Source organism: Levilactobacillus tangyuanensis (assembly GCF_003946545.1).
In the GTDB taxonomy this organism is placed as follows: Bacteria; Bacillota; Bacilli; order Lactobacillales; family Lactobacillaceae; genus Levilactobacillus; species Levilactobacillus tangyuanensis.
The window spans coordinates 36,473-61,854 of record NZ_RHOA01000001.1; the positions used below are offsets into that span (position 1 = coordinate 36,473).

28 protein-coding genes are annotated in these 25,382 nt (G+C 50.4%); 20 read left to right on the plus strand and 8 right to left on the minus strand.

All coding sequences use genetic code 11. The features are described from left to right. Positions 1 to 104 precede the first annotated feature (104 nt). Complete coding sequence (locus EKM96_RS00155; RefSeq protein ID WP_125638170.1) at positions 105 to 2,063, plus strand: MucBP domain-containing protein; 1,959 nt, start codon at positions 105 to 107, stop codon at positions 2,061 to 2,063. A gap of 44 nt (positions 2,064 to 2,107) precedes the next feature. On the opposite strand, the gene yaaA is transcribed toward EKM96_RS00155, so the two are convergent. Beyond that, positions 2,108 to 2,854, minus strand: a complete 747-nt coding sequence (gene yaaA / locus EKM96_RS00160) for a peroxide stress protein YaaA (RefSeq protein WP_125638172.1) — start codon at positions 2,852 to 2,854, stop codon at positions 2,108 to 2,110. Between the two features lie 253 nt (positions 2,855 to 3,107). Between yaaA and EKM96_RS00165 the strand changes: the two genes are divergently transcribed. Then, positions 3,108 to 3,836: a DNA alkylation repair protein gene (locus EKM96_RS00165; protein WP_125638174.1), complete on the plus strand. Its 729-nt coding sequence runs from the start codon at positions 3,108 to 3,110 to the stop codon at positions 3,834 to 3,836. Positions 3,837 to 3,855: 19 nt separating this feature from the next. Here EKM96_RS00165 and EKM96_RS00170 read toward each other — a convergent pair whose 3' ends face one another. After that, positions 3,856 to 4,575, minus strand: a complete 720-nt coding sequence (locus tag EKM96_RS00170; protein ID WP_125638176.1) for a RibD family protein — start codon at positions 4,573 to 4,575, stop codon at positions 3,856 to 3,858. 389 nt (positions 4,576 to 4,964) lie between these two features. On the opposite strand from EKM96_RS00170, the gene EKM96_RS00175 reads away from it, so the two are divergent. From EKM96_RS00175 to EKM96_RS00185, 3 genes are all read left to right on the plus strand, one after another. Beyond that, a complete protein-coding gene (locus EKM96_RS00175; protein ID WP_125638178.1) occupies positions 4,965 to 5,492 on the plus strand; it encodes a hypothetical protein in 528 nt (175 codons plus the stop codon). Between the two features lie 127 nt (positions 5,493 to 5,619). Continuing rightward, positions 5,620 to 6,303, plus strand: a complete 684-nt coding sequence (locus EKM96_RS00180) for a YjjG family noncanonical pyrimidine nucleotidase (protein ID WP_125638180.1) — start codon at positions 5,620 to 5,622, stop codon at positions 6,301 to 6,303. Positions 6,304 to 6,325: 22 nt separating this feature from the next. Next, positions 6,326 to 6,706: a VOC family protein gene (locus EKM96_RS00185; RefSeq protein ID WP_125638183.1), complete on the plus strand. Its 381-nt coding sequence runs from the start codon at positions 6,326 to 6,328 to the stop codon at positions 6,704 to 6,706. 60 nt (positions 6,707 to 6,766) lie between these two features. Here EKM96_RS00185 and EKM96_RS10730 read toward each other — a convergent pair whose 3' ends face one another. Then, positions 6,767 to 6,889, minus strand: a complete 123-nt coding sequence (locus tag EKM96_RS10730; protein WP_263853522.1) for a hypothetical protein — start codon at positions 6,887 to 6,889, stop codon at positions 6,767 to 6,769. A gap of 137 nt (positions 6,890 to 7,026) precedes the next feature. Between EKM96_RS10730 and EKM96_RS00190 the strand changes: the two genes are divergently transcribed. After that, complete coding sequence (locus EKM96_RS00190) at positions 7,027 to 7,905, plus strand: EamA family transporter (RefSeq protein WP_125638185.1); 879 nt, start codon at positions 7,027 to 7,029, stop codon at positions 7,903 to 7,905. A gap of 140 nt (positions 7,906 to 8,045) precedes the next feature. Here EKM96_RS00190 and EKM96_RS00195 read toward each other — a convergent pair whose 3' ends face one another. Beyond that, entirely contained in the window at positions 8,046 to 8,906 is an 861-nt protein-coding gene (locus EKM96_RS00195; RefSeq protein ID WP_225417546.1) for a hypothetical protein, read from the minus strand. A 296-nt stretch (positions 8,907 to 9,202) separates the two neighbouring features. On the opposite strand from EKM96_RS00195, the gene EKM96_RS00200 reads away from it, so the two are divergent. From EKM96_RS00200 to EKM96_RS00235, 8 genes are all read left to right on the plus strand, one after another. After that, positions 9,203 to 11,089, plus strand: coding sequence for a glycoside hydrolase family 2 TIM barrel-domain containing protein (locus EKM96_RS00200; RefSeq protein WP_125638189.1), 1,887 nt, complete (start codon positions 9,203 to 9,205; stop codon positions 11,087 to 11,089). After that, positions 11,073 to 12,038: a beta-galactosidase small subunit gene (locus EKM96_RS00205; protein WP_125638191.1), complete on the plus strand. Its 966-nt coding sequence runs from the start codon at positions 11,073 to 11,075 to the stop codon at positions 12,036 to 12,038. The genes EKM96_RS00200 and EKM96_RS00205 overlap by 17 nt, the downstream gene beginning before the upstream one ends. A gap of 109 nt (positions 12,039 to 12,147) precedes the next feature. Next, positions 12,148 to 12,510, plus strand: coding sequence for a hypothetical protein (locus tag EKM96_RS00210; RefSeq protein ID WP_125638193.1), 363 nt, complete (start codon positions 12,148 to 12,150; stop codon positions 12,508 to 12,510). A 230-nt stretch (positions 12,511 to 12,740) separates the two neighbouring features. After that, positions 12,741 to 13,421: a hypothetical protein gene (locus EKM96_RS00215; protein ID WP_125638195.1), complete on the plus strand. Its 681-nt coding sequence runs from the start codon at positions 12,741 to 12,743 to the stop codon at positions 13,419 to 13,421. A gap of 378 nt (positions 13,422 to 13,799) precedes the next feature. Next, the gene (locus EKM96_RS00220) at positions 13,800 to 14,453 is read left to right on the plus strand and encodes an NAD(P)H-binding protein (RefSeq protein ID WP_125638197.1); all 654 of its coding nucleotides are present in this window, start codon (positions 13,800 to 13,802) and stop codon (positions 14,451 to 14,453) included. A gap of 19 nt (positions 14,454 to 14,472) precedes the next feature. Next, positions 14,473 to 14,919: a MerR family transcriptional regulator gene (locus EKM96_RS00225; RefSeq protein WP_125638199.1), complete on the plus strand. Its 447-nt coding sequence runs from the start codon at positions 14,473 to 14,475 to the stop codon at positions 14,917 to 14,919. Between the two features lie 96 nt (positions 14,920 to 15,015). Next, positions 15,016 to 15,495 carry a flavodoxin family protein gene (locus EKM96_RS00230; RefSeq protein ID WP_125638201.1) on the plus strand — a complete coding sequence of 160 codons (480 nt, stop codon included), beginning with the start codon at positions 15,016 to 15,018 and terminating at the stop codon, positions 15,493 to 15,495. 25 nt (positions 15,496 to 15,520) lie between these two features. Then, positions 15,521 to 16,564, plus strand: a complete 1,044-nt coding sequence (locus EKM96_RS00235; protein WP_125638203.1) for a zinc-dependent alcohol dehydrogenase family protein — start codon at positions 15,521 to 15,523, stop codon at positions 16,562 to 16,564. A gap of 334 nt (positions 16,565 to 16,898) precedes the next feature. Here EKM96_RS00235 and EKM96_RS00240 read toward each other — a convergent pair whose 3' ends face one another. Continuing rightward, positions 16,899 to 17,486, minus strand: a complete 588-nt coding sequence (locus EKM96_RS00240) for an NAD(P)H-dependent oxidoreductase (protein WP_125638205.1) — start codon at positions 17,484 to 17,486, stop codon at positions 16,899 to 16,901. Between the two features lie 97 nt (positions 17,487 to 17,583). Between EKM96_RS00240 and EKM96_RS00245 the strand changes: the two genes are divergently transcribed. The 6 genes from EKM96_RS00245 (at position 17,584) to EKM96_RS10645 (ending at position 22,048) form a co-directional block, all read left to right on the plus strand. After that, on the plus strand, positions 17,584 to 18,153 hold the full coding sequence (locus tag EKM96_RS00245; protein WP_125638207.1) for a Crp/Fnr family transcriptional regulator: 570 nt from the start codon (positions 17,584 to 17,586) through the stop codon (positions 18,151 to 18,153). A gap of 248 nt (positions 18,154 to 18,401) precedes the next feature. Then, positions 18,402 to 19,739: an MFS transporter gene (locus tag EKM96_RS00250; RefSeq protein ID WP_125638209.1), complete on the plus strand. Its 1,338-nt coding sequence runs from the start codon at positions 18,402 to 18,404 to the stop codon at positions 19,737 to 19,739. A 78-nt stretch (positions 19,740 to 19,817) separates the two neighbouring features. Next, a complete protein-coding gene (locus EKM96_RS00255) occupies positions 19,818 to 20,420 on the plus strand; it encodes an NAD(P)H-binding protein (protein ID WP_125638211.1) in 603 nt (200 codons plus the stop codon). 26 nt (positions 20,421 to 20,446) lie between these two features. Next, a complete protein-coding gene (locus EKM96_RS00260; protein WP_125638213.1) occupies positions 20,447 to 20,809 on the plus strand; it encodes a nuclear transport factor 2 family protein in 363 nt (120 codons plus the stop codon). Between the two features lie 94 nt (positions 20,810 to 20,903). Next, positions 20,904 to 21,440 (plus strand): zinc-ribbon domain-containing protein, encoded by a 537-nt coding sequence (locus EKM96_RS10635; RefSeq protein WP_225417527.1) that lies wholly within the window; start codon positions 20,904 to 20,906, stop codon positions 21,438 to 21,440. After that, positions 21,437 to 22,048, plus strand: coding sequence for a PrsW family glutamic-type intramembrane protease (locus tag EKM96_RS10645; protein ID WP_225417528.1), 612 nt, complete (start codon positions 21,437 to 21,439; stop codon positions 22,046 to 22,048). Before EKM96_RS10635 ends, EKM96_RS10645 begins: the two co-directional genes overlap by 4 nt. Before the next feature lie 124 nt (positions 22,049 to 22,172). Here the strand turns inward: EKM96_RS10645 and EKM96_RS00270 are convergent, their stop codons facing one another. From EKM96_RS00270 to EKM96_RS00280, 3 genes are read right to left on the minus strand one after another with little or no spacing between them, the layout of a single operon-like run. Beyond that, a complete protein-coding gene (locus tag EKM96_RS00270; RefSeq protein WP_164510939.1) occupies positions 22,173 to 23,351 on the minus strand; it encodes a MalY/PatB family protein in 1,179 nt (392 codons plus the stop codon). Positions 23,352 to 23,378: 27 nt separating this feature from the next. Beyond that, positions 23,379 to 24,872: a Na+/H+ antiporter NhaC gene (nhaC, locus tag EKM96_RS00275; RefSeq protein WP_125638216.1), complete on the minus strand. Its 1,494-nt coding sequence runs from the start codon at positions 24,870 to 24,872 to the stop codon at positions 23,379 to 23,381. A 22-nt stretch (positions 24,873 to 24,894) separates the two neighbouring features. Continuing rightward, positions 24,895 to 25,260, minus strand: coding sequence for a RidA family protein (locus EKM96_RS00280; RefSeq protein ID WP_125638218.1), 366 nt, complete (start codon positions 25,258 to 25,260; stop codon positions 24,895 to 24,897). Positions 25,261 to 25,382: the final 122 nt, after the last annotated feature.

Here is a 25,382-nt window from a genome sequence, read left to right on the forward strand (position 1 = left end):
GGATCTACATAGTTTATGACTATAAGTAATTGATTACTATGACTATAATGTAACCGAATTCATTCTGGACACCCTAAGCAAACCCGTGAAAGGGAGGAAATATCGTGTTAAATAAAATGGATACTAAACGGCATTATAAGATGTATAAAAAAGGTAAGCACTGGATATTTGCTGGCATCATCGCAGTTGGACTCTCCTTGGGGGCCGTGGATGTGTCGGCTAACGCAGACGTGGTGGCCAACGATGGTGCGACATCGACCGTGGTGACGACCGCTGAATCTGTTAAGCGTGATACGGTGACGCCGACGCCTAAGGTCGATCCGGGTCCTAAGGTGGATCCGGAACCGGTAACGGCGCCGGTGGACAAGCCGGACGCAACGCCAGTGCCTAAGGACGACGGTTCAAAAGTTGCCGAGGAACCAGTCACTAATCCGGCACCACAACCAGTTCGTAGTAGTCGTTCGCTTGCGCCAGCGGCGGTCCCAGTTGTCAAGGAATCGATTAACGATTGGTTACCCAACAAGACCCTACAACTGACCATCATGAATCGACTGAATGAAATGGACCTCGGTCGGACTTGGACTACTCCGGAAGAAATTACCCAAGATGATATGGCTCTGCTAGACGAAGTGCACGTCGGCGGAAGTTCTAACTCGGGGAACAAGGATACCTATATTGATGGCACAACTTCATTTTCTTTGAAGGGGTTGGAATATGCGATCAACGTGAAGCATCTAACCTTGAAGTCCAATTTGAATGCTGGCTACCACTACTTCGGTGATGTGACCGATATTTCGGAATTGGCGTACATGGCTAAGCTGGAAACGGTTGACTTGGCTGGTAACCGGATCACCGATGCTAGTCCATTATGGGGACTCAAGAACCTTCAAGATCTTGATATCCAATATAATCATATTTTAGATCTTTCAGGTTTTAAAGCGATGCACATTCCTAAGATCAAAACATGGTTTCAATATGTGGTGTTGCCTTTGACACGGGTTGATCGAGCAACCAGACAAGGTCGCTTAGCCGTCAAATTTACTGACGAGGACGACTATACGTGGAAGTTGTCAACGGCGAAGGAGGCCTGGTGGGTATCCACTGAATCAAAAATTCCGGGTCAAACTTATGGATTGGTTTATTATAAGGGTGGGGATAAAACCTACAATCCTGATGGATCCATTACCTTCGACAATATGCCAGAACAAGAGCCCGGTGTGACGTCCTATAAAGACAAGTTGGTTATTCCGCAACAATATAAGTATTTTATGATTGGCGTTGCAAATGAGAACGGGACGAATCGGATCGTGATCGTCCAACCCTACCTGTTATCCGATAAAGCCGGAACGGTGACGGTTTCCTACCAAGATAAGGATGGGAAGCCACTCGCGGACGACGAGATCTTGGATGCCAAGTTAGTGGGCGACAGTTACACGACCGCCGCCAAGGAATTTGATGGCTATACCTTAACCAAGGCGCCCGAAAATGCTAATGGGACGTATACGGCCGATGATATCCACGTGGTCTACGTCTACGATAAGACGCCAGTTACGCCGCCGGTTGTGACGCCAAGCGCTACCATTAAGGTGACGGTCCATTACCAAACGAGTGATGGCATACCGGTGGCTGCGGATGTGGTTCTGACCGGGAAGGCCGGCGACAGCTACACGACCTCGGCCGCAGTGGTCGATGGGTATACGCTTGCGACAACGCCCGCTAACGCTAACGGCGTTTACGGTGATCAAGATAGCGAAGTGACCTACATCTATGCTAAGGATGAGGGCGACGCTAACCTGATTGATCCGGGTAACGAAGCCGATAAACCGGATGGGAAGAAGCCAGACGTGAATAAACCGGTGACGCCATCAACCGGTGGCGCTGCGGCTGTAGTGGCAAAATCGAATCCAAACGGCGGTCATGTGGTCAATCTCACCGTTGGCAAGACGGCAGCGAAGGAAACCTTGCCACAGACTGATGAAAAGACGATTTCCCCATTATGGGGGCTGGCCGTGCTGGGTTCACTACTGGGACTGGCAGTCATTGGCCGTAAGCAAAAATTTTAAATGAACAGAAAAAAGCCCGACCAAATTGGTCGGGCTTTTTTGCGCTATTTTTGCGTGATAAAGGTTAGCTGATCCGCCGTGGAATGGGCCTCACTGAAGGCCCAATCGGGGTGGTCGAATTGCGTAATGGTGGTTAAATCGGTGGCTTGGTGTTCCGCCAAGAAACGGACCATTTCGCCACGCGCCATTTTGGCCAATGTGGCCTTGGTCTTTAGCTTACCATCGACCAGGCTGGCAAAGGTAACCGTGATAAATCGCTGGTTGGGCGCCAGGTAAGGACTAATGGTCTTGGCATATTCCTGGGAGGCCAGGTTGACGATGGGTTCTGGCTCGGGCGTCAGGGCATGATACAGCCGGTCACCCCAGAACCGATAAAGGTTAGGACTTGTGCCAACGGTTAATTTCGATTGCATTTCTAAGCGGTAGGGGACGACCCCGTCAAATGGCCGCAGGATACCATAAAAACCCGATAAGATCCGTAGATTTTCACGGATATAGTCGAGGGCCGGTGCGGTAAAGAGGTCCGGCGCCATGTACTGGTACTGAATCCCGCTGAAGGCCAAAATGGCTGGCGTCAGCTGGTGGTCCAAATCGATCCGTTGTAGCCAGTCATAATTGGGTTGGGCCAACTTGTCGCTGCAATGCCACAGGGTCTTGGCCTCGGTATAGGAGAGCCGCCGCAGCTCTGTTAGGATGGTGCGTGTCTGATTTAGGTATTCGGGCAGGCCTTCAGTGGGAAAGGTATCCGGATCCACCACCATTTTCTTAGCGGGGGCGATGATAATTTTCATGACGGACCGACCTTCTTTCTTGGCTAAAAGTATAACGAAAAAAACAGCCCTGCGCAAAGCGCAGAGCTGTCATTGGTGAGGTGCGGCGACCTTCGGAATGCTTGCGCACCGATCGCGTACCCCCACCATGGTTTGGCACCGAGAACAGTATCGCACGGCGAGCGGGGGTCCGTCAACCTAAATTCGTGGGAACCTCGACTTATCGGGAGCGTTATGGAATAATCAAGCTAATCAAACGGGAGGTGCAGCGGCGATGGATTTGATGACGACGGCGTGGACGGCGACAGCCTATACGGAATTTCTGGCGGACTTACAAAGGCAGGCCAATCTGCAGGCTGGGCAACGGGTGAAGAAAATTGTGGTGACGGACTATCCGGTCTTGGGTATCTCAATGCGAGAACTGAAGGCCATGGCAACCAAAATCGCCAAGGGTAACCCGCATGAATTCCTGCGGTTGGCGGGAGTCGACTTCTATGAAGTCATTATCGTTCGTGGGTACGTCTTGAGTCAGCTAAAAGTGGATTGTCGAACGCTAGAACACGACCTGGCAGAATATTTAGCAACCGCCGATTGTTGGGCGATCTGTGATATGGCAATTCACTTCAAGCAGGTGAAACGCTATCCGGATGAGTTCTTACAAGTGATTAGGGGGTACTTGGCCGCCGATAATCCGTGGCTGCAACGAACGGGATTGGTTTTTCTGTTAAATTTCTATCTCACCGAAACGACCTGGCAGACCGCGATCCAGTTGGGGATGGCGGTTAATAGTGCCGACTATTATGTGCAAATGGGGCAGGCGTGGCTCTTGGCGGCAGCCTATCGGACCCATGCGGATGCCGTGCTCCAGCTGTTGCGGGCGGGAACATCTCTAAAGGTTGCCCAACGGACGGCCCAGAAGATTAAGTCACTCACACATACGACGATCGACCAAAAGGCGGAGTTGACGGCTATCATTAAAAAAAGAAAAAAGGACGCCCGATGATCAGCAGGCGTCCTTAAATTTAGGCCTTAGCATTGTCGACTAAGTAACGAAGCCAAACGGTGCTGCCGTGAGGTTCAACATTCTTCAGCGTGAAGGATACGGGCTTGTTTTCGGAGAGTCCCTTGGTGGCGGAGAACAGCGTTGGTGTGTCCGTGGAACCATCCGCAGAGTTCTTCAAGACCAGGCTGAGCTCATCGCAAAGGCCTTGTTGGATGAAGGACCAGTTCAGAACACCCCCGCCGCCAAGCATCACGGTTTCCATGCCAAAGAGGTCCTTTAACTTCTTCATGGCCAGTGGGGCATCGAGTTCGTCGTCACCGGCAATGATATAGGGAATGTTGAGCTTGCGTAAGAATGCCTTGTAGGCATTGCTGGTCTTAGTCGTCAGGACTTCTAAAACCAGGGCATGGGTGTCATTATAGATGAATTCACTGGAATCCCAAGCCAATCGGCCGTGAATATCAATCGAAATGTAGTACATGTTCCAAGGGGACTTGACGATGAAGTCACCAGCTGGAACTTCTGGGGCATTTTCATCTAAGTCCGGCTTGGCGTAGTGGGTGAAGTTATCATCCGTCGTGGTCCGACCGGACAACCAACCTTGGGGATGGTAGTAGCCGTCACTCTCAAAGGCCAGATGGTAGAACAAGTTACCGGAATCGGCGACACTCGCGTAAGATCCGGTGATCTTGCCATCGAGCGAGGTGGCCATGTGACAGAAGATATAAGGACGATCCATATGAATTAACTCCTTTCAGATTTGTAACTGTGTTCAGTGTAACAGCTTAGCCCCACTCGAAGGCAAGCCCAAACGAAAAGTTGTTTCACATGAAACATTTGACCAACCGTGAGATCGGGCAAATCAAGAGTCAATAGTCGCCAATTTGGACGGCACTTTATTATTAATAATTAATTATTAAATGTATCTGGACAAATATAGAGAAGGTCAATTAACGACGTTATGGCAGGCTTTTGCCATCGCCATTGATAATTAAAACTCTTATAGAGGCGGCTTCTGGCCAATCTTCTGACGTGTCAGGGCCATAGGGGTGTCGTATAGTTAGTTTGTTCCCACGATGATTATGGGACACAAGTTGTTTGTCGACGGCATCTCTAGGAGGAGAACGCATGAAGATTAACCGGGTAGTCATCTTAGTCCTACTGGCCATGATTGTTTTCACAACGGGTCAAGCAATGTTACATCCAGTAACGGCAGATGCCGCGGGAAGAACAATTCGAAAATTTCCCAAGGCATTGCGCGGAACTTGGTATACGTATAATCAGCATCATCTATATCGGCTCAAAATTGCGACCACCGCGATCACCGACAATGATGGTCGTACGATTCATTTACATTCACGTAAGCTGTCGAGTTATCCGAAACCGGGAACCAAGGCGATTCACCCAACCTGGGTGACGGGGCTTAACTTTACCAATAAAAAGGAAAAATGGACCCAGGTTTACGGGTGGTATCAAGCAGCCGGGGCCGGCGACTTTTACCGGGTGGCCCATTATAAAATTCATGGCAAGAAGATTCCTGTCTTACAAGTGGCGAGTGGTGCTGGCATATGGACAGATGTTCATGGCTTTCAGTCAAAAAGCTTAGCGCGGCATTATACTCACAAGCACTTCCACGGGGAACGTTATCGAGATTAATAAAGTCGTCATTGATTAAGGCCAACGTTGATATCCAGCGTTGGCCTTAATCATGGTCATCATTTGAAGAAATGTTTCGGCGGGTTTGCTATACTTAGGAAAATTATGGGTGAAGTGAGGCCGTTGAATGAAAAAATATGTGATTTTTGACTTGGACGATACGCTCTTGGATTTTGACCGGGGAGAGGTCGAGGGCATCCAGCACCTGTTGAAGGCCTATCATGCGCCAGATGTTCAAACCGGGTTTCGAACCTATCTGCAGGTTAATCGGCACGTCTGGGAACGGATTGAGCAAGGGGCCAATCGCGATCAATTGTTAAATGACCGATTCACTGAAACCTTTTCCCGCATGGGCGTGACGGTTGATGGGGCCGAGTTAGAGCGGCAATATAGCGACATGCTGGATCATAACTATTACACTTTGCCGGGGGCCGAAGAATTTTTAGAGGACCTCAAGCAGGCCGGGGTTCACCTAATTGCTGGAACCAATGGGACTAAGAAAACCCAGGTTAGTCGACTCGCGGGGTCGGGTGTTGGTCGTTACTTTGACGACGTATTTATCTCAGAAGATATCGGCTTTAACAAACCGGATCAGCGATTCTTCCAGCCAATCTTTGAGCAGCATCCCAGCCTGAGTGCACAGAACACGCTGATGGTGGGTGACCGGTTACAATCAGATGTTTTAGGCGCGCAACGGGCGCAGTTACCAAGCGTCTGGTTTAACCCACAGCGGACGGAGAACTTAACATCGATTCGCCCCACCTTCGAGGCGAGGTCGTATGACGCTTTAAAACAGTTAATTCTAGCTTAGTCATGATTTAGGAGGTTCAGCCATGCACGCACCAATAACTTATTTAGCCTTTAAGACGTCGGCCAAGGCGGCCATTGATTTTTACACGATGGTTTTTCCAGATACGACACTCCGAGCGATTACCTATTATCCAGACCGACCCGAGTTGGTCTTGAACAGCGAGATCGACATGCATGGCGTGACGATTGGGTTGTTTGATATGGGAGCGGATGAGGATGCCCCTATTGACTGGGGGACGTCAATCTATATCGAATGTGAGTCGATTACGGAGTTCCAAAACATTTTTGATCAGTTGGCAACGGCGGGGCACATCATGATGGGACCCATGGCAATGGAAGGTTTTGCGAAGGTGACGTGGGTCACCGACAAGTTTGGCGTCACCTGGCAGTTGGTCGCCAGATAATTGTTTCACGTGAAACAAATAACGGGTAGCAGCCAGAAGGCTACTACCCGTTGCTTTCGTTTAGAGGAGGCTGGCACCGAAGGAATTGATCAGGGCGCTGGTGCTCCAGTGGGCCAAACAGACGCTGGCCGTTGCGCCAAGAATGATGATGGCTAAGATGAGTTTCAAGGTCTTACTGCGCATGGAATACCTCCTTAAGTAATCTTCTTGAGCTCAGTGTAGCATGTTTTCTTGGCGGCCGCGTCAGTAATGCGTTTGAGAAATTATCCGAACGCGCCTATCATGAGGGATGAGAGTTATTCGATAAATGAGGCGATTATTTGAAAAGGGTAGCACCATTCTTCGTTGGCCTGGGCGCCATTAGCTATGGCGTACCGGCCACACTGTTTAAGATTGCTCGGGGAGAAGGCGTCGTTAACGGGCCGTTATTGTTCTGGTCATTCTTGAGCTCGGTCGTGATCTTGGCGCTGATTCAATTGTTTCGGGGCCCACGGTTCAGTCAGCAGCACACCAATTGGCGACAGGTGTTAACGGTGATGGCCGCCGGGACCGCCACGGGATTCACGAATACCTTCTACATTACGGCGCTACGGTATGTGTCGGTTGCGGTCGCGGCCGTGATGTTAATGCAGGCCGTTTGGTTATCAGTTCTGCTAGCAGCCATCATCCATCATCAACGGCCATCACGGTTGCAGGTATTAAGCATTGTGCTGGTCTTGGGTGGCACGGTCCTAGCCGCTGGATTACTCCCAATTAAAGGCCACATTTCAATTCTGGGGATGACCCTGAGCTTTCTGGCTGCGGTTGCGTATGCGATCACGATTCAAGTGACCGCCAGCTTGGGTAAAAATTTAGCGCCCCTGAGTAAGACGATGTTGATGTGTACGGGGGCTTTTATCATTGTCACGTTGGTCTGGGGACCGCAGATTATTTCCGTGCCCATTACATTAGCAACCATTAAATGGGGCGTCATCGTTTCCTTCTTTTCAATGATCTTGCCATTGTTATGCTATACCGTTTTTATGCCGTTATTGGCGTTAGGGGTGGGACCAATTCTGTCTTCATTGGAACTTCCCGCCGCGATTTGTGTGGCCTTTCTAATATTAGGAGAGCGCGTTAGTACTTTACAAATTTTAGGGGTCGCCATTATTATTGGGTCGGTCCTACTCACCAATCTCTGGCATCGTGATCGACTATAAAAAATGAGTGACCATTTGGAGTTCACTTCGGTTGAAGCTATTTGGACATTAAAAGGGGTCTGGGATAAAACCCCAGGCCCTTTGTGATCTCGGAACGTCAATTTCGAAAATGAGGCACCGACGAGAAGTACTGACAGTTCTTAATCGCTAATGCCATCGTAACCAATAAAGGTGTAATACTTGGTTCCACCAACCTCGTAGAGACTATCGAAGGTTCCGGAGATACCTTTGAACGGATTGCCGTTGGTATGTTGGGGTGTGTGTAGATTCTTAAGCGTCAGGCAGTACTGCTCATTGCCATGCTTATTGACGTGTTGGGTGTGAACACCCTTCAAATCCTGACGAAAGTACAACTTCCGATAGGGGTCGTTAAACGCTGTCCGAGTGATCTTGGCAATTCCCAGTGGCTTTTGGTAGAATCCCAAGCCGGCATTGGCCCGGGGATCGTAGGTCATCACTTGGACATAGCCATCCGAGGTCACTCGCAGGCTCTTGCTCTGAGGTTCCATTGGGCTCAGTGCTGCTTGGGCGCCACCAAGGAAAAGGTCGCCATGGCTATAGCCCGGCATATAGGTGGGAGCGGGAACGCGTTTGAACCCAGCCAACTGATCCATATCTTTGATGGTGACCTGCGGATCGTAGGCACCAGCGCCAGGATCAAGGGTATAGCCCGGTTTTTGACTGTTCTGTAGTGCGGCTGTACTCAAACGGGCCAAGTAGAGTTGCAGGCTAGGGATTAGGTAGCCATTGCGCTTGGTTGTCGTTAAGTTGCCAGCGATGGTGATACCAGCCGGTAGGTAAAGTGATTGCATGATTGGTGAGCCGGTCTTGTAAGTTGGCACGTAGGCCACCTTCACGCGAATCGGTTTTGTGGTCTTGTAATAGGCACTTAGATTAAGGAAGTCGGTGCTGGCCGTGTATTGGCCAACCTTGACGAGAGAACTAGGTTGCTCCGTCTGGGCATGAACCAGCCCACGGCCAATGAGGGTGACCATAACCATGGTTAGCAAGCCAAGGCCCCACTTGCGCAGTCGTTTGAAGATGAGAATCCGCTCCTTTCTTTAAAAATCGATAGCTCCAGTATACCTTAAAAGAGATCGTTTTTTGCGAGATTTCGGCAATTAAAACCCGGGTTATATCTAGTCGATTTTGGTGGAAATAACCCGGGTTATGTTGGGACACCGTGGCAGAAATTTTTTTGTAATTGTCCCAAGAGTTTCCGGTTTTTCCGGGTCTATTCGAGCTATCCTGCGCTATAATGTTAAATGTAAGCGGTTTAAAAAGGAGGAAGAGCTTTTTGAAAGCAGAAATTTCTTGGCTGGATGATCCCCAGACTTTCCGGATCAACCAGTTACCAGCACACAGTGATCATCGGGGCTACCAAAGTGTCGATGAAGCTGCTGAACATGAAAGCAGTTTGGTCCAAAGCCTGGATGGCACCTGGGAATTTGCGTTTGCAAAGGATCCCCAGCACCGTCCGGTTGGTTTTTACGAACCCGACTTTGACCGGTCAGACTTCGACCAATTAGCCGTTCCGGGCCACATCGAACTGGCCGGCTACGGGCAAATTCAATATATTAACACGGCATATCCTTGGGAGGGGAAGCATTACCGGCGTCCCGCCTATTCAATGGGTGCGGATCACCCTGAGAAGGGCATGTTTAGCCAGGATCCCGACAACACGGTCGGGTCCTACGTGAAGAGCTTTACCCTTGCGCCTGCCTTACAAAACAAGCGGGTCAGCATCGAATTCGACGGGGTTGAGCAGGCGATGTACCTGTGGTTGAACGGCCATTTCGTGGGCTATGCTGAGGATAGTTTCAGTCGGTCCGAGTTTGACCTGACGCCATACCTGCAGGATGGTGAAAACCTGCTGGCAGTGGAAGTCTTCAAACACAGTACCGCGGCCTTCTTAGAAGACCAAGACATGTTCCGCTTCTCGGGTATTTTTCGGAGTGTCCGGTTGGCGGCTAAGCCGGCGCTACACGTGGAAGATCTGACCATTCGGGCCAATGTCGACGATGCCTTTGTGACCGGCGACCTGCAAGTGGCCCTACAACTTTCGGCGGCCGATAAATTAGCGGGTTCCGTCAAGGTTAGCCTCTTGGACGATAGCGGTCAGCCGTTATGGACGGCCGAGGATGAAGCGGCCAGTGACCTTAAGTTGGCCACGACCATCAATCACGTTCATCTCTGGAACCATCACGATCCTTACCTGTATCACCTACAGGTTGAGGTGCTGGACGCCGCGGGACATCTGGTTGAAGTCGTGCCTTACCAAGTTGGTTTCCGCCGGGTTGAAATGAAAGATAAAATCATGCAGTTGAACGGTCACCGGATCATCCTGAATGGGGTCAACCGGCATGAATGGGATGCCCATCGTGGGCGGGCCGTGACAATGGAAGACATGTTACATGACCAATTGGTTTTCAAGGAAAATCATATTAATGCGGTGCGAACCTGTCACTATCCCGATCAAGATGCCTGGTATGACCTGTGTGATCTGAACGGAATTTACATGATGGCCGAGAATAACTTGGAAACCCATGGGACCTGGCAAAAGATGGGGGCCGTGGAGCCTTCCTATAACGTCCCTGGTAGCCTGCCACAATGGCAATTAGCCGTTTTGGACCGGGCCAAGAGTAACTATGAAATGTTCAAGAATCATCCCGCTGTTTTGTTCTGGTCATTAGGGAACGAAGCCTACGCCGGCGATAACATTGCGGCCATGGATAAGTTTTACCATGATGTCGACCCAACCCGTCTGACCCACTATGAAGGGGTTTGTCGCAACCGGGTTTATGCCGACCGGATCTCCGACATGGAAAGTATGATGTACGATCCACCACGTGAAATTGAAAAGTATCTACAAAATGATCCCGATAAGCCATTCGTTAACTGTGAATATATGCATGATATGGGTAATTCCATTGGGGGCATGAACAGTTATATTGATTTGATTGATAAATACCCAATGTATCAGGGGGGCTTTATCTGGGACTACATTGACCAAGCGCTTTGGGTTAAGGATGAGGTGACCGGCAAGCCGGTTCTCCGCTACGGTGGGGACTTTGACGACCGGCACTCAGACTATGAATTCTCCGGCGACGGCTTGCTATTCGCCGACCGGACGCCTAAGCCAGCACTACAGGAGGTGGACTACTACTATGGCCAACACGACTAAATTAAATGTGATTTTTGGTGACGTGACTTTGGGGCTAAGTGGTCCCGGATTCCACTATATCTTTGCCTATGACCGTGGGGGGCTTGAATCGCTGGTTCAGTATGGCAAGGAATGGTTGTACCGGACGCCTAAACCAGCCTTTTGGCGGGCAACCACGGATAATGATCGCGGTAACGGGTTCTCTAACAAGTCGGCGGCCTGGTTAGGCGCCGATCTGTTTAGTGCCTGCACAAACATCGAGGTGGCGGTTGATGGCCAGTCTATCCCACTGCCAATCGCACCGGAAAACAATAAATATTCCGATCATGAGACGGCCGAGACGGTGGCAATTACCTTCACGTACACCACGACAACCGTTCCCGCAACCACGGTGACCGTGACGTATACGGTGGATGCTGTTGGTAAGATCACGGTGGCCACCCATTATAATGGGGTTGCCGGCCTGCCCGAATTACCCGTGTTGGGGTTACGTTTCGTGATGCCAACGCCGGCAACCGGCTTTGACTACGTGGGCCTTTCCGGTGAAACATATCCCGATCGCATGGCCGGTGGCCGTCCCGGGACCTACCATGTTGAGGGGATGCCGGTAACGCCGTACATGGTGCCCCAGGAATGTGGCATGCATATGGACAATGATTGGGTGACGGTGACCCGGGCGACGACGCAAAACAATGCGGACCCGGATCATGCACCATACAGCCTAACGGTGCGGCAGGCCGGGAAGCCATTTGCCTTTAGCTGCCTGCCATACACGCCAGAAGAGTTGGAGAACGCCACGCACCTGGAAGAGTTGCCTGCCGAACGGCGGACCGTTTTGACGGTCTACGGGGCTACCCGCGGTGTCGGTGGTATCGATAGTTGGGGTGCCGACGTCGAGCCACAGTATCACGTGGCCGGTGACCAAGACCATGACTTTAGCTTCGTGATCGATGGCACGGTTAAGTATTAATGCACGTTTAGTTAACCGTTGGTCCGGTCTGACTCGAAAGTAGGCCACGATATTTGTCGTTGACCCCCGAAATAAAAACGCGCACACTGCAATTAGGGGGTGGCGGATAATGAAGCAGGCTATTTCAAAATGGCGGCCGTTAATCTCGCTAGTCGTGGCCGTTTTGACGATTGGTGCACCGCTAGTGATGATGATTAATGGCTATGTCTTGATGATGCAAAACGATCTGATGCATCCCGATGTCTTGGTACTCATAGGTTACCTGGTTTGGGGACTGGTGGGACTTGTCGGGGTTATTGCATATGGTATTCATTGCTACCGCGTTGGTTGGCATGGGTTAACCGTCCTGCAACGCTGGTTATTTTCCATCTATGGTGTCATCTTTGTGTTGGGCCTCTTGATATGGTTGCCCTTTTTAGGCCTGAGTTCTTTCGATTGGGCGGAGTGGATTATCTATGGATCAGCGAACTAATGATTAAGGTTAACGAGAGTGGGACATCTGACAATTCTGATTGCCGGGTGCCCTATTTTTAATTCTTCTAAGAATTAAGTGGATTTGGAAAAAATCTATTTTAGAAATCAACTAATAAACGGTATTTATCATTAATGACTATGGTATGATAATGGTTGATTTTGAGACGTGTTAGGGCACAATTAGCATTGAAACATGTTAATGATCAAAAAAATTTCAGGGGAGAAGACATGAAAAAAATTTCGGGGATAGGCTTAATCTTGATCTCAATGATTAGTATGACGGGGGCTTTGACGATAACGTCGCAAGCATCGAAAAGACAACATTCTGTTCCTAAAGTTTTAAGGGGTCGATGGGATTATAATTGGAAACTTTCTGGAATACCCAGTACTTATGTATATTTGGGTAAGAAGGATTTTCGTATCGGTATGAGTAAGTACAGAATTTCTTACATTACTGGCTCGAAGAACAGGGGATATAATGTTCATCTTAAGCGTAAATTTGTGGGTTCCAAGCTGCTTACGTTTAAATATAAACTCAGAAACATTGGGCAATATGGGGATGTGAAGTCAATTACTCTTAGTACAAATCGGTATACAACACCAGACGCGATGTATATCAAAGGGGACTTGGAGCGTTATCACTTTAGTAATTTTGTTCGGCTGGACAAAGTACCCGATAGCTTCGACACCACTATTAGTGGCTATACAAAGCCTAATTCGCAAGTATCAATTAGTGGGAATGACGAAGCTGATACTATTGCGGATAAGAAGGGACACTTTGTAATTGATGTTGTTGGAAATATTGACGATTATTCGGATGGCAATGGCAGAATTACTATTTGGACTGAAGGACCGAAGTCTTCAAGACCTTTTAAAAAGTCGTTTATAATGACAGCATCAGTTGAGTAAGACATTGATCTGGATTTTTTTAGTTAGTATTCGTGGGGTATCATTAGCTAGTTGAATCGAATTTGAATAGACACAGATGCCTGTCGTGGGTATCTGTGTCTATTTGTATATATTAATGTTAAATGGTGAGTTTAGAATTGATTACGAGACGTTCAAAAAAATTAAAATAATTCCTTTTTTCCCTTGCCTTAAAGTGCACATGAAGGGTTAACCTAAGGTCATTCAAGTGTTTGGGAATTGCGATATCGCTTGTGGATGGCGTTAAGCAAGACACGCCGCCCAGTCCCAAAGAACTTATCTAAAAATTTGTTGCACGAGACTAAATTGGGCAGGGCGACCGAAGGTATTTAACCCGGGCCCCAAGAAGGAGTTTTAATCATGACGAAAAAAGTTTTAATCCTAGCTGCTAACGGGCGGATTGCCCGCATTGTTGAGCACCGTCTCTTAACCGAATCGGCCTTTGCCGATGTCGACCTGACCCTGTTCCTGCGGGATGCCAGCCGGCTCGATAACCTGGTCGACAACCCCCGGGTCACGCTGGTCGATGGCGACATCACGGATGAATCGGCCGTTAGCAAGGCGATGGCCGGCCAAGACCTGGTCTTTGTCGCCGTCGTCGATCACGATGCCCAAAACCGCCTGACTAAGACCGTGACTGCCGCGATGAAAGCTAACCATGTGACTCGCGTGCTCTTCACCAACGTCTTAGGGATCTACGGCGAGGTTGGCGGTGAATTTGGTCGCTGGAATGCCGAAATGATTGGTGCGGGGATGGCCACGGCGCGGCAATCCGATCAACTTTTGGCAGACTCTGGCCTCGACTACACCACGTTGCGGCTACCCTGGTTAAATGATCGGGGGATCGCCTACACGGTCACCACGAAAAACGAGCCCTATGATGGCGTTTCCGGTTCCCGCGATAGCGTCGCCGACCTGGTGTTGAGTATGATCGCTGACCCTACCAAGTACAGTCGTGATAGTATTGGGTTAGCAGACCCCGATACCGAGGGGCAAGACCGACCAGTCTACTAATTTAAGGAGCTGATCACGTATGAATATTAAAGAAGCTAGTGAAAAAACCGGCGTGTCGTCCGCAGCAATCCGGTACTATGAAAAAGAATTATTGATACCCGCGATTGACCGCACGGACGTCGGCAACCGGGATATCGATGACCGGATCATCCGGCGAATCCAGTTTGTCACGCAGATGCGGGCGGCCGGGATGAGCATTGAAAACCTGCGGCGCTATATCCAACTCTTCGATGCCCAAGAGGATAATGCGAAGGAACAAAAGACCATCCTGAAGACGCAGTTGGCTGCCATGGAAGAAAAGCGCGACGATCTACAGTCGGCCATTGACCACTTGAACTACAAGTTAAACCACTTCTACGATCACATGGAAACGACCGAAGAAGAATTACGGGAACTGGAGCGGCAACATGCCGAGAAGGCTACCGATGATGAGACGAGCGAGGGTGACGGGTATGATAACCGGTAACGCGTTTATGATTTGAAGATAGTTGTGGTGCATGAAAATTGAACCACTAATCGATTGATGATTAGACAGAATTTGGATTGAGAAAGGACGACCGATATGGCAACAGAAACATTGATTTTAGACTATTCCTGGTCAGGAACAACCGCTAAGATGGCGACGGTGCTAGAGGCCGTTACCGGGGCTGATAAGCTGGATTTAACCGTGGCCCCGGGGACCTTTGGTGACACGATGAATGCCACCGCGGATATTGCTGATGAACAGCGATCCGCTGATAAATTTCCTGCCTTAACGACCAATTTGCCTAACCTCAATGATTATCAAACGTTGTTGATTGGGGGTCCTGTCTGGTCGGGCAAGGTCTCGACGCCAATCCGGACGTTACTGAATCAGTTGGGTGACTTTTCTGGTGTCGTGGCGCCCTTCTACACGGATGCTGGCACCCCTGGTGGCTATGAAGATGAATTCGAAAGTCGGCTGACGAAGGCACAATTTGTCCCCGGAATTGGCATGACCGCCAGTGATTTACGGCACGCGGATGAACAACTCGCCGGTTGGTGGCGACTATTTAAAAACTAATTAATTTGTTATGGAGGAAAAATTTATGAAAACTGCTGTCTTTGTTGAACCCGGTAAGGTTGAAACGCAGGACCTGCCTAAGCCCGTCATCAAGAACCCCACGGACGCCGTTTTAAAGATTGTCCGGGCCTGTGTTTGTGGCTCCGACCTCTGGTGGTATCGCGGGATCAATGACCGGAAGCTTAACACGCCGGTCGGCCACGAGGCCATTGGGATTGTGGAAAGTGTTGGGGATGCAGTCACCAGTGTGAAGCCTGGCGACTTTGTCGTAGCGCCCTTTACCCATGGATGTGGCCACTGTGCCGCTTGTTTAGCTGGGTTTGATGGCGACTGTGAGAACGCTCAAACCGATTCGGAAGTTGTTGGCTACCAAGGGGAATACCTGCGGTTCCGTAACGCTAACTGGGCGCTGGTTAAGATTCCTGGTCAACCCAGTGACTATACCGATGCGCAGTTAAACGATCTGCTGACCTTATCCGACGTCATGGCAACTGGCTATCATGCCGCCGCAACGGCCGAGGTTAAGGCTGACGACACGGTGGTTGTCATGGGTGACGGTGCCGTGGGCTTATGTGGCGTGATTGCGGCCAAACTCCGTGGGGCTAAACGGATCATTGCGATGAGTCGGCATGCCGATCGACAAGCCTTAGCCAAGGAATTTGGGGCGACGGACATCGTTGCCGAACGTGGTGATGACGCCGTTAAACGCGTGATGGCCTTGACCGATGGCGCCGGTGCCGATGCGGTCTTAGAATGTGTTGGTACGGCACAATCCGTCGATACGGCCGTTAAAGTTGCCCGTGCCGGTGCAGTGGTTGGCCGGGTCGGCGTGCCACAAAAGGCCGAAATGAACACGAATAACTTATTCTGGAAGAACATTGGTCTTCGTGGTGGGATTGCCTCCGTCACGACTTACGATCGCGCGGTCTTACTGGATGCCGTCTTAAATGGTGACATTCATCCCGGAAAGGTCTTCACTCAACGATTCGACCTTGACCATGTTCAGGCCGCTTATGAAGCCATGGATCATCGTGAAGCCATCAAGTCACTATTAGTCATTAGCGACTAGCTAGTTTCTAGGGTCACCTTCGGTGGACCAGGTCTGGCACCTGCTGTGGGGACCGGAGAAAGCCACAGAGCGGTCTTTCTCCTCGCCTGGGAGACTTGAAAAACACAAGTCTCCCAGGTCGTCCCACGATTTAAGCCGACCTAACCCGCCGGCTAATATCGTTATCACAGCCGATACCAGACCTGGCCCCCTACGGCTACACTGGTTAGTCTAATCGACTAAACGGTGATTTTTCAACATGATGGTCCTTCAGTTAGGCATTCAGTCACTTAAATATTAATAATAAAAGGCACGTCATTTGACGTGCCTTTTTTAATAACTAATAGTATTTGAGTTAGATCTTAAATTTCTTGAGGATTTGTTCCCGTTGGGCCAACGACTTCTTCTCAACCTGAGCGAAGTTGTGCCATTTGAAATGCCAGAGGCGCGTCTTTAAGAAGGTCCCCCGGAAGAGAAGTTTGGCCAGTGGTGCGCCGAAGATCAGGCGGTAGGCCCAGTTAGGGGTGCTCATCGTGGTCACAATGTCGATGCGCGGCTGATTCAGCTTGGTTTGCATGTTATCCGCCTGATAGAGGATATTTTTCGCGTAGACCTTGTCTAAAAATCCCTTGGTCATAGCGGGCATGACTTCCCACCAGACAGGAAACATGAAGATGATCCGGTCCGCGGCGAGTAAACGCTGTTGGTAGTCGGCAACTTGGAGGTCAGTAGGACGGCCCCGGCGCCAATTTGACAGGTCATCGGCAGACATGACAGGGTTAAAGCCATCGGCATGGAGGTCGATGAGGTCGACCTCATTATTTTCATGGCGAAGCTGGGTTATGGTGGTTTTTAACAGGGCCGCCAAGAAGGAACGGTGATGCGGAACGTTGTCGCCCGCAGTGGCGGTGTAGGGGTGGTCAAAGATAATAACAGTTTTCATATTTAGGACCTCGTTTTTAATTGATAAATGGAGTATAAATGAGGAAAGAGGTCGCGGCATTAACCTATGTTAATTCAGGCGAAAGGAAGTTAAAACCATGGAAGTTCCTCCATACTTAGCACAAACGTTTCCAACGATTGGCGAGCATTGGTCGGCGTTACAGCCCCTGTTTGAAGAGCGCACGGTTCCGGCCGGGCAGACCCTATTGACCGAAGGGGACGTCGCTACGGAAATTTTTATTGTAGTTAAGGGGGCGCTACGCCTGTGGCACAGTAGCCCCGAACGTGACGTGACGCTCCAATTCTTCTTCGAAAATCAGCTGGTGTCTTCGTTTGAGAGCTTCTACCTGGGGCAACCCAGCGGCTTCTCGATTGGGAGCTTCGAGGAGTCACGGGTGATGAGCCTGAGCAAGGCTAATTTTCGCCTGATTCAGCAACGCTACCCGGAGATCGAGCCGGCCATCACCCGGTTCATTTGCGAACGGTTCATTGCCTACCGTAATATATTCTTCGACCAGCTTCAGTTGTCGCCGGAGGAACGCTATCAACGGATACAGGACGATGAACCTGAGATCTTAGATCGGGTACCGCTGCGGTTAGTCGCCTCATACCTTGGGATTACGCCGGTATCACTGAGTCGGATTCGGACCCGGTTAAAACAAAAATAATTATAAATAACCTAGTCAGGGCCGGCCTCTCAGTCACAGAGGCCGGCCCTTTTTGCCGATTACTGGTCAATCTTTACGAAACCATGCGAAAAAATTCCGCTTAATTTCGTTAGTAGAAGTAGGGATGACGGGGACGTCAGTCTAGCGAGATCGTTTTTTACAAAGAATTTCATTTTTCGCCTTGCCTTGAAGTACAGATGAAGGTCTAAACTCCTGATCATTCACTTAAAGACAAGGAGCAAACTAACATGGCAAAGCAAAAACGATTCGATTGGATATTATTAGTTATTCTGATGAGTTACTTTATGATTCTTCTGGATAACTCGATTATTTTTACGGGGACCGTCAAGATCGCCCAAGACTTACATCTAAATCAGGCGACTCTCTCGTGGGTCAGCAGCGGCTACTCGCTGACGTTTGGTGGCTTTCTGTTGCTTGGTGGTCGCGCCGGAGACTTATTTGGCCGGCGGCGGGTCTTCGAAATTGGATTGGTTATCTTCGGACTGGGATCGTTACTCGTTGGTTCGGCCGTTAATGCCCCAATGATTATTGCCGCTCGGGCCTTTCAGGGAGTTGGTTCGGCCATCTTAGCCCCAACCACGTTGGCCATCTTGATGGACGCCTACGAAGGAGCCGAACGAGTCAAAGCGATTGCCTACTATGGGGCAATGGCCGGCATCGGTGCCAGTGTTAGCCTGGTTATCGGCGGGATCTTCGCCAGTCTATTGACTTGGCGGGTCGGATTCTTCATCAACGTTCCCATCAGCATCTGGATGTTCACCCTCGCCGTTAAGCATTTGCAAAAGGATCACGGCCAATCGGGTAAACTCGATTGGGTGGGCACCATCAGCTCCCTAATTGGGATGAGCGCATTGGTCTACAGCATCATCGGCGACTGGTTACAGGGACCGGCTCTCACTTTAGCCATCGTGTTCCTGGGCCTGTTTATTTTCCAAGAATGGCGGATTAAGTCACCGATTATGCCGCTACGATTATTTGGCGACCGGGAACGCATTGGGGCTTATGTTGGCCGGTTTCTCTACATGGGAGCGATGATGGGCTTTTGGTTCATCACGCCCCAACTCATGCAGAATCAACTGGGTTTCTCGGCTCTGATGGCCGGTGTCGCCTTCTTCCCACTGACCATTGTTAACTTTATCGTGGCCCTACAAGTTGCTCGCCTAACGGCTAAGTGGGGAAATGGGGGCCTCTTGGTCATCGGGATTGCCTTGACGATGGCCGGGATGCTCTGGATGAGTTTCTTCACTCCCGCCGTTGGTTATTGGTTAGGGATTGCGGCGCCAATGGTGATCATTGGGATTGGCCAAGGATTGGCGCTGAGTCCCTTCACCGCCGCCGGAGTCGCCCACACCAAGGGAACTGACGCCGGTGCCGCATCTGGCGTCGTTAACGTGATGCATCAGATTGGTGGTTCTGTTGGACTGTCCGTCTTGGTCACGACACAAAGCCTGTTTAGTGGCCAGATTAGTGGCTTTCAACACGCCATCTTGATGGGCTCTGGGTTGTTGCTCTTGGCTCTGTTGGCAGCGGTGTTCTTAATCGTTCCCGGCGAACGGCAAAAATAAATGACAATAACGCTTGCCTTGAAGTAACTGCAAGGCTCTACACTGTATTTATCAGCTAACGAAATGGAGGAAATGATCATGACAAATGTTTTAATTATTGGGGCAACGGGTTCTGTAGGCGGCACGACCCGGCGGTACTTCTTAGACCACACCACGGATAACTTAACCCTGATGGCGCGTAACACGAAGCGCTTAGGCCAATTAGATGACGATCGCGAACGATCAATTGCCGGCAGCGTCACGGATGAGGCGGCATTAACTCGCGCCCTGAAAGGCCAGGATGTCGTCTTTGCCGCCCTTAGCGGTAACTTGGCGGGGATGGCTCAGACCTTGGTTAAGGCCATGGCGACGGCCGGGGTTGATCGGCTCTTGTTCATCACCTCCATGGGAATTTATGATGAAATTCCGGCGAGTGTTGGGGCGGCCGGCAACCTGTCGGTGAACCCAATGTTACGGGGCTATCGTCAGGCCGCAGACATTATTGAAGCCTCCTCACTGAACTATACCGTGATTCGTCCCGGTTGGTTTGATAACGGTGACGATACCGATTACCAGGTCACTAAGAAGGGCGATCCCTTCGGCGGCCACAGTGTCTCACGCAAGAGCATTGCGGATCTGGTGATGCGGCTCGCACATGACGAGACGTTGGGTTCGCGTGACAGTTTAGGCATTAACCGTTAGTCAACGGCTTCAAGGGAGTGGATCAGATGGAAAAGACGATTTTACAACTGTATCGAGACTATAATGCAGCCCTGGCGACCAATGATGTGCGGGCACTGGATAAGTTGCTTGCCACGGATTTCACCTTGACCCACATGACGGGAGTCGCTCAGTCCCGGCAAGAATGGCTAACGGAGATGAGCCAAGGCACGATGCGGTATTTTTCATCGGTTGAAGAACGGGTTGCCGCTACGGAAACGGCCACCGGTTGGCAAGTGGTCGGCGATAATCACATCGAGGCCAGCATTCATGGTAGTGGCCGGTATGCCTGGCCCTTACACAGTGTGCTGACGATAGAGCGGTCGGCAGATCACTGGCAGATACGTCAGGTGGTCGTCACCACGTTCTAAATCAGGGTGACGATTTGCAAATTTAGCCGCCGTCAATTGGCGAAAACCGCTATACTTGAGGTATTGAACGAATACCTTAAGAGGAGTGATCAGGATGAAGTACTGTCCCAATTGCGGCGCAGAGGCCGCTGACGATGCCCAATTCTGTCGAAACTGTGGCCAGCCGTTACCACAGGCGACGGAAACGCCTAACCCACAGCCCCAACCGCAAGCGGCGCCGAAGCCACCAAGGCCAAAGCTTAAGCCAGTGGGCAAGCGGCCCGACCTGTACGATAGTGCCACGGCGGCCTTGAACAAGTACACGGGTGAGGAGGGGGCCGTGAAGGTTAATTTGATTGACCTGTTTTCGGAAGTCCCTAAGCACCATACGAAAGATGAGGCGGAAGCCATCTTCATCTCCGGCACCAAGACGACGACGCCCGAACTGAGTGACATCTCGGATGACTGGGCCAAGCCCTGGCTGTTCTCGCGGATCTTGCTGGGCTTCTTATTGGCCTTTGCCGCACTCTGGGTGATGGCGGCCGAGTTTCAAAATGCGAATGCCATCCCGGGGCTGATCCTGGTGGGGGCCTTCGCCGTGCCATTCTCCGGATTGGTCTTCTTCTTTGAGGCGGATGCCTGTTTGATGTGATCAAGGTCTTCTTCATCGGGGGAATCTTCGCGTTAATTGTGACGCTGTTTCTCTATCAATTCGTCAGCTTTAGCATGATGAATCGGATTACTGGGGCCTTAACCGTCACCGACTCCCTATCGGTCGGGCTGGTCGAAGAGCTGGGGAAATTCATGATTACCTTGACCTTCATCGATCAGTTACGGGTTCGGCATGTCTTGGACGGTATCCTGATTGGCGCCGCGGTGGGCGCCGGGTTCGCTGCCTTTGAAACGGCCGGGTACATCTACGCTTCGGGCAACCATTTGCTAGAGGTCGCCGTCTTACGGGGTTGGTCTGCGATTGGGGGACACCTGGTCTGGGCCGCCATCGCCGGCGGCGCCTTCATGGTGGTTAAACGCCAGAAGGCCTTCCAACCTAGCCAGCTAATTGACGGCCGGTTCCTGGTCTTCTTCCTGTTGGCGGTGCTCATGCATGCCGCCTGGGATTGGGACTTCACCTTGTTCGGCAGTTATTATCTAAAGCTAATTGCCTTAATCGTCTTGGCTTGGATCATCGTCTTTGTCCTGATGAACGCTGGACTGAAGGAAATAACGCATCTGCAAGAGGCGGAAATTAAACAACAGTGATTGTTCCATGTGGAACATTGATAACGTGAAATGAAAGGGGCTGTGACGATCGTCACAGTCCCTTTTTATGCTCGAAAATAAAAGCGCTCAATCCGGTGGGATTGAGCGCTACTTTGCCAATAGGCTAGCTAATCAAGTCGCTGTAATGTTCTTGCATTCCCGCCAAGAATTCCTTCAATAGAATCTGGGAGGTTGCAATGTTTAGGCGAATGAAGCCATCGCCGTACTTACCAAAGGCATTGCCCATGTAAATCTCGGCACCCACTTCATTTAAGAACCAGTTTTGTACCTTTTCGGCCGTCACATCGAGGTCACGATAACTAATCCAGAGCGTGTAGGTTCCTTGTCGTGGATAGACGACGAAGCCGGGACAGTTCTTGGCCAAGAAGTCGCGAACCAGCGTTTCACTGTCATCGATGTAGGCATTCACGGCCTTCAGCCAATCGCCACATTCCCGGTAGCCGGCGCTAAAGGCGGGCAGTGAGAAGATGTTAGGGTTATGAATCCCCATCCGGTAGAATTCCGTTTGAATGGTCTCGCGAATTTGTTCGTTAGGCACAATCAGGTAGGAAATTTCTAGGCCGGGGATATTGTAGGACTTGGTCAGCGAGTTGGCCACGATGATTTGGTCATATTGATCGGCAAATTCGATCAGGCTGTGATGCTTGATCCCGGCCTTTAACAGGTCGGCATGGATTTCATCCGTGAACAGGAGAATCTTGTTCTTGGCCGCGATGTTCATCAGTTGTTGCACGGCCGCTTCATCCCAAACGGTCCCGGTAGGATTGTCGGGGTTCACGAAGAACATGGCCCGGTTGAGGGGCTGCGCGGCCGCCTCCTCAATAGCTTCGAAGTCCATGTGCCAGGCCCCCGCGTCGAATTTGGTGGGAACGGGGATGGCCCGCCGATCGTTAGTGACGATGGCATCCTTCAGGGGTGAGTAACAGGGTTCGTTAATGATGACCCCATCGCCTTCACGAGTCATGGTGTTAATGAAGGCCGCTGCGGAGTTGATGACCCGTGGTGAGTAAACGATCCAGTCGCGAGGAATTTTGATGCCATACTTTGCGAGATAATGCTCTTGGATGGACGTGTAGAAGGCATCGTCAACATCCGTGTAACCATAGACACCGTGGTCAATCACACCGCGTAGGGCGGTTTGAATGGGTTCCGGTGACACGAAGTCCATATCGGCAACCCCTAAGTGCATCAGGCTATCGTTGTGATAATTCTTGGCCTGACTGTCCCACTTGGCACTGTTGGTGTTGCGGCGATTAACTAACTTATCAAAATCATATTTCATGATCATTGTCCTTCCTTCACTAACAAATTAGGCGACGGGATCGCTGGGTGTTTCGACGGTCTTGCCATTGCGTTCCTGATATTCGGCCCAGAAACGACTCTTCTTCGTAATCTTAGCCACACCAATCCCGGTAAAGGCGTAAATCAAGGCGAAGATGGTCCCCGTGTAACAGAGGATTGCCCAGGGGAGGTAGGCCATGGTGTCGACGCCTAGGGTGCTAGCCATGTAGACCCCAGCAGCGGTCCAAGGAATAATTGGTTCAATCATGGTTCCGGCATCTTCCACGGTTCGCGAGAGGTTTTTCGGCTCGAGACCGTATTTCACAAAGATATCACGGAACATTTCACCAGGGAGCAATTCGGCTAGTTGACCGTTTGAGGTTACCCCGGTAACTAACATCGTGGAGAAGATCGCGGTCGCAATCAATTGGCCGGTTGACCGGATGGCCTTGGTCATGGCATTTAACACGACGGTCAGCGAGTGACTGACATCGAGGGCGCCCGCAAAACCGTAGGCACACAAGGCAATCAGAACTACGCTCAACATGGAAATCATTCCACCACGTTCCAGCAGGGTGGTCAGGTCGGCACTGATCTTGACCCCTTGCGGCAACATGTCGGTCGTAAAGCCGGTAACGGCGGCTTCAGCGGCTGATTTGATGTCGAAGTGCTGGATGAAGACGGCGTTTAGAATCGCTAATGTACTGGACAGCAACATGACTGGAATGGTTGGCTTCTGCAGGGCAGACCCAACCAGGACGATGACGATTGGAATCAAAATCCAGAAGTTCATGTTGAAGAGGCTGTGGATCGACTTTTCAACCATTTGGATTTTATCGCTATTGCCACCGGCCATGTCGGGCAGGTTCAAGCCGACCGTGGTGTAGACAACTAAGCAAATCAGGACCCCGGGAATCGTGGTCCATAACAAGTGGCGAATATGTTCATAGAGTTCAGCGCCGGCGGCAATTGGTGCCAGGTTGGTTGAACCCGATAATGGCGAAATCTTATCACCGAAGTAGGCTCCGGACACAACGGCCCCGGCAACGATTGGCAATGGGGCACCCATGCTGGCCGCAACCCCCATGATGGCGACCCCGATGGTCCCCGTTGATCCCCATGACGTCCCGGTACACAGGGAGACGAAGGAGGTCACGACAAAGGCCGTCACGATAATGAATTTGGGGCTAATGAGTTTCAGTCCAAAGTAGATCATCATTGGAATCGTCCCGCCAATCATCCAGGTTCCAATGAGGAACCCCACGACGATAAGAATTAAAATAGCGGGCATTGTTTTGGCAATTTTATCAACAATATTATCTTGGATTTCATCCCAACTGTAGCCTAGGAAGTAGGCAATCAGGGCCGCAATGGCGGCGGAGGTTAACATCAAAACTTCTGGTCCGATGTGGAAGAACCCATACCCTAGTCCTAGCAGTAAGATCATGGCCACAATTGGCAAGACAGCCACGATAAATGTGGGTTCCTTTTTCACCCGAACCTTTTTTTCTTTTTTACTCATGATAGATTCTCCCCGTTATCTTCTAATGGTCAAAGGCGGCGATGGCTTCGATTTCAACCAATGCATCCTTTGGCAACCGCGAGACTTCAAATGCCGTTCGTGCTGGGTAGGGTTCATGCAGCATTTCCCGGAAAACTTTGTTAACGCTTTCAAAATCGGCCAAATCCTTCAGGTAAACCGTCAGTTTCAGGGCATGGTCGAGGTCGCTGCCTTCACTGTTTAGAATTGCCGCAATGTTGGTTAGACTTTGCTTGGCCTGCGTGTAAGTGTCGGTTCCTGCAAACTCATTGGTTGCGGGATCCAAGGGTAGTTGACCGGACGTGATAATGAGATCTTCGGTCCGCCGGTATGCGGCGTAGGGACCGATTGCCTTAGGAATATCATTCATCGATAAGAGCTCCCTTCTTTTTATGCCTCCAGAATACCCAATCAACTCGGCACTGTCAATAAATGTTTATCATGAAAATAAAAAATTATTGTTAAAGCGCTTCATTTATTGTAGAATGGTCG

Excerpts from the sequence above, each read along its gene's own strand:
- yaaA (WP_125638172.1), bottom strand. The coding sequence starts at position 2,854 with ATGAAAATTATCATCGCCCCCGCTAAGAAAATGGTGGTGGATCCGGAT.
- EKM96_RS00165 (WP_125638174.1), top strand. The coding sequence starts at position 3,108 with ATGGATTTGATGACGACGGCGTGGACGGCGACAGCCTATACGGAATTT.
- EKM96_RS00170 (WP_125638176.1), bottom strand. The coding sequence starts at position 4,575 with ATGGATCGTCCTTATATCTTCTGTCACATGGCCACCTCGCTCGATGGC.
- EKM96_RS00175 (WP_125638178.1), top strand. The coding sequence starts at position 4,965 with ATGAAGATTAACCGGGTAGTCATCTTAGTCCTACTGGCCATGATTGTT.
- EKM96_RS00180 (WP_125638180.1), top strand. The coding sequence starts at position 5,620 with ATGAAAAAATATGTGATTTTTGACTTGGACGATACGCTCTTGGATTTT.
- EKM96_RS00185 (WP_125638183.1), top strand. The coding sequence starts at position 6,326 with ATGCACGCACCAATAACTTATTTAGCCTTTAAGACGTCGGCCAAGGCG.
- EKM96_RS10730 (WP_263853522.1), bottom strand. The coding sequence starts at position 6,889 with ATGCGCAGTAAGACCTTGAAACTCATCTTAGCCATCATCATTCTTGGC.
- EKM96_RS00195 (WP_225417546.1), bottom strand. The coding sequence starts at position 8,906 with ATGGTTATGGTCACCCTCATTGGCCGTGGGCTGGTTCATGCCCAGACG.
- EKM96_RS00205 (WP_125638191.1), top strand. The coding sequence starts at position 11,073 with ATGGCCAACACGACTAAATTAAATGTGATTTTTGGTGACGTGACTTTG.
- EKM96_RS00210 (WP_125638193.1), top strand. The coding sequence starts at position 12,148 with ATGAAGCAGGCTATTTCAAAATGGCGGCCGTTAATCTCGCTAGTCGTG.
- EKM96_RS00215 (WP_125638195.1), top strand. The coding sequence starts at position 12,741 with ATGAAAAAAATTTCGGGGATAGGCTTAATCTTGATCTCAATGATTAGT.
- EKM96_RS00220 (WP_125638197.1), top strand. The coding sequence starts at position 13,800 with ATGACGAAAAAAGTTTTAATCCTAGCTGCTAACGGGCGGATTGCCCGC.
- EKM96_RS00225 (WP_125638199.1), top strand. The coding sequence starts at position 14,473 with ATGAATATTAAAGAAGCTAGTGAAAAAACCGGCGTGTCGTCCGCAGCA.
- EKM96_RS00230 (WP_125638201.1), top strand. The coding sequence starts at position 15,016 with ATGGCAACAGAAACATTGATTTTAGACTATTCCTGGTCAGGAACAACC.
- EKM96_RS00235 (WP_125638203.1), top strand. The coding sequence starts at position 15,521 with ATGAAAACTGCTGTCTTTGTTGAACCCGGTAAGGTTGAAACGCAGGAC.
- EKM96_RS00240 (WP_125638205.1), bottom strand. The coding sequence starts at position 17,486 with ATGAAAACTGTTATTATCTTTGACCACCCCTACACCGCCACTGCGGGC.
- EKM96_RS00245 (WP_125638207.1), top strand. The coding sequence starts at position 17,584 with ATGGAAGTTCCTCCATACTTAGCACAAACGTTTCCAACGATTGGCGAG.
- EKM96_RS00250 (WP_125638209.1), top strand. The coding sequence starts at position 18,402 with ATGGCAAAGCAAAAACGATTCGATTGGATATTATTAGTTATTCTGATG.
- EKM96_RS00255 (WP_125638211.1), top strand. The coding sequence starts at position 19,818 with ATGACAAATGTTTTAATTATTGGGGCAACGGGTTCTGTAGGCGGCACG.
- EKM96_RS00260 (WP_125638213.1), top strand. The coding sequence starts at position 20,447 with ATGGAAAAGACGATTTTACAACTGTATCGAGACTATAATGCAGCCCTG.
- EKM96_RS10635 (WP_225417527.1), top strand. The coding sequence starts at position 20,904 with ATGAAGTACTGTCCCAATTGCGGCGCAGAGGCCGCTGACGATGCCCAA.
- EKM96_RS00270 (WP_164510939.1), bottom strand. The coding sequence starts at position 23,351 with ATGAAATATGATTTTGATAAGTTAGTTAATCGCCGCAACACCAACAGT.
- nhaC (WP_125638216.1), bottom strand. The coding sequence starts at position 24,872 with ATGAGTAAAAAAGAAAAAAAGGTTCGGGTGAAAAAGGAACCCACATTT.
- EKM96_RS00280 (WP_125638218.1), bottom strand. The coding sequence starts at position 25,260 with ATGAATGATATTCCTAAGGCAATCGGTCCCTACGCCGCATACCGGCGG.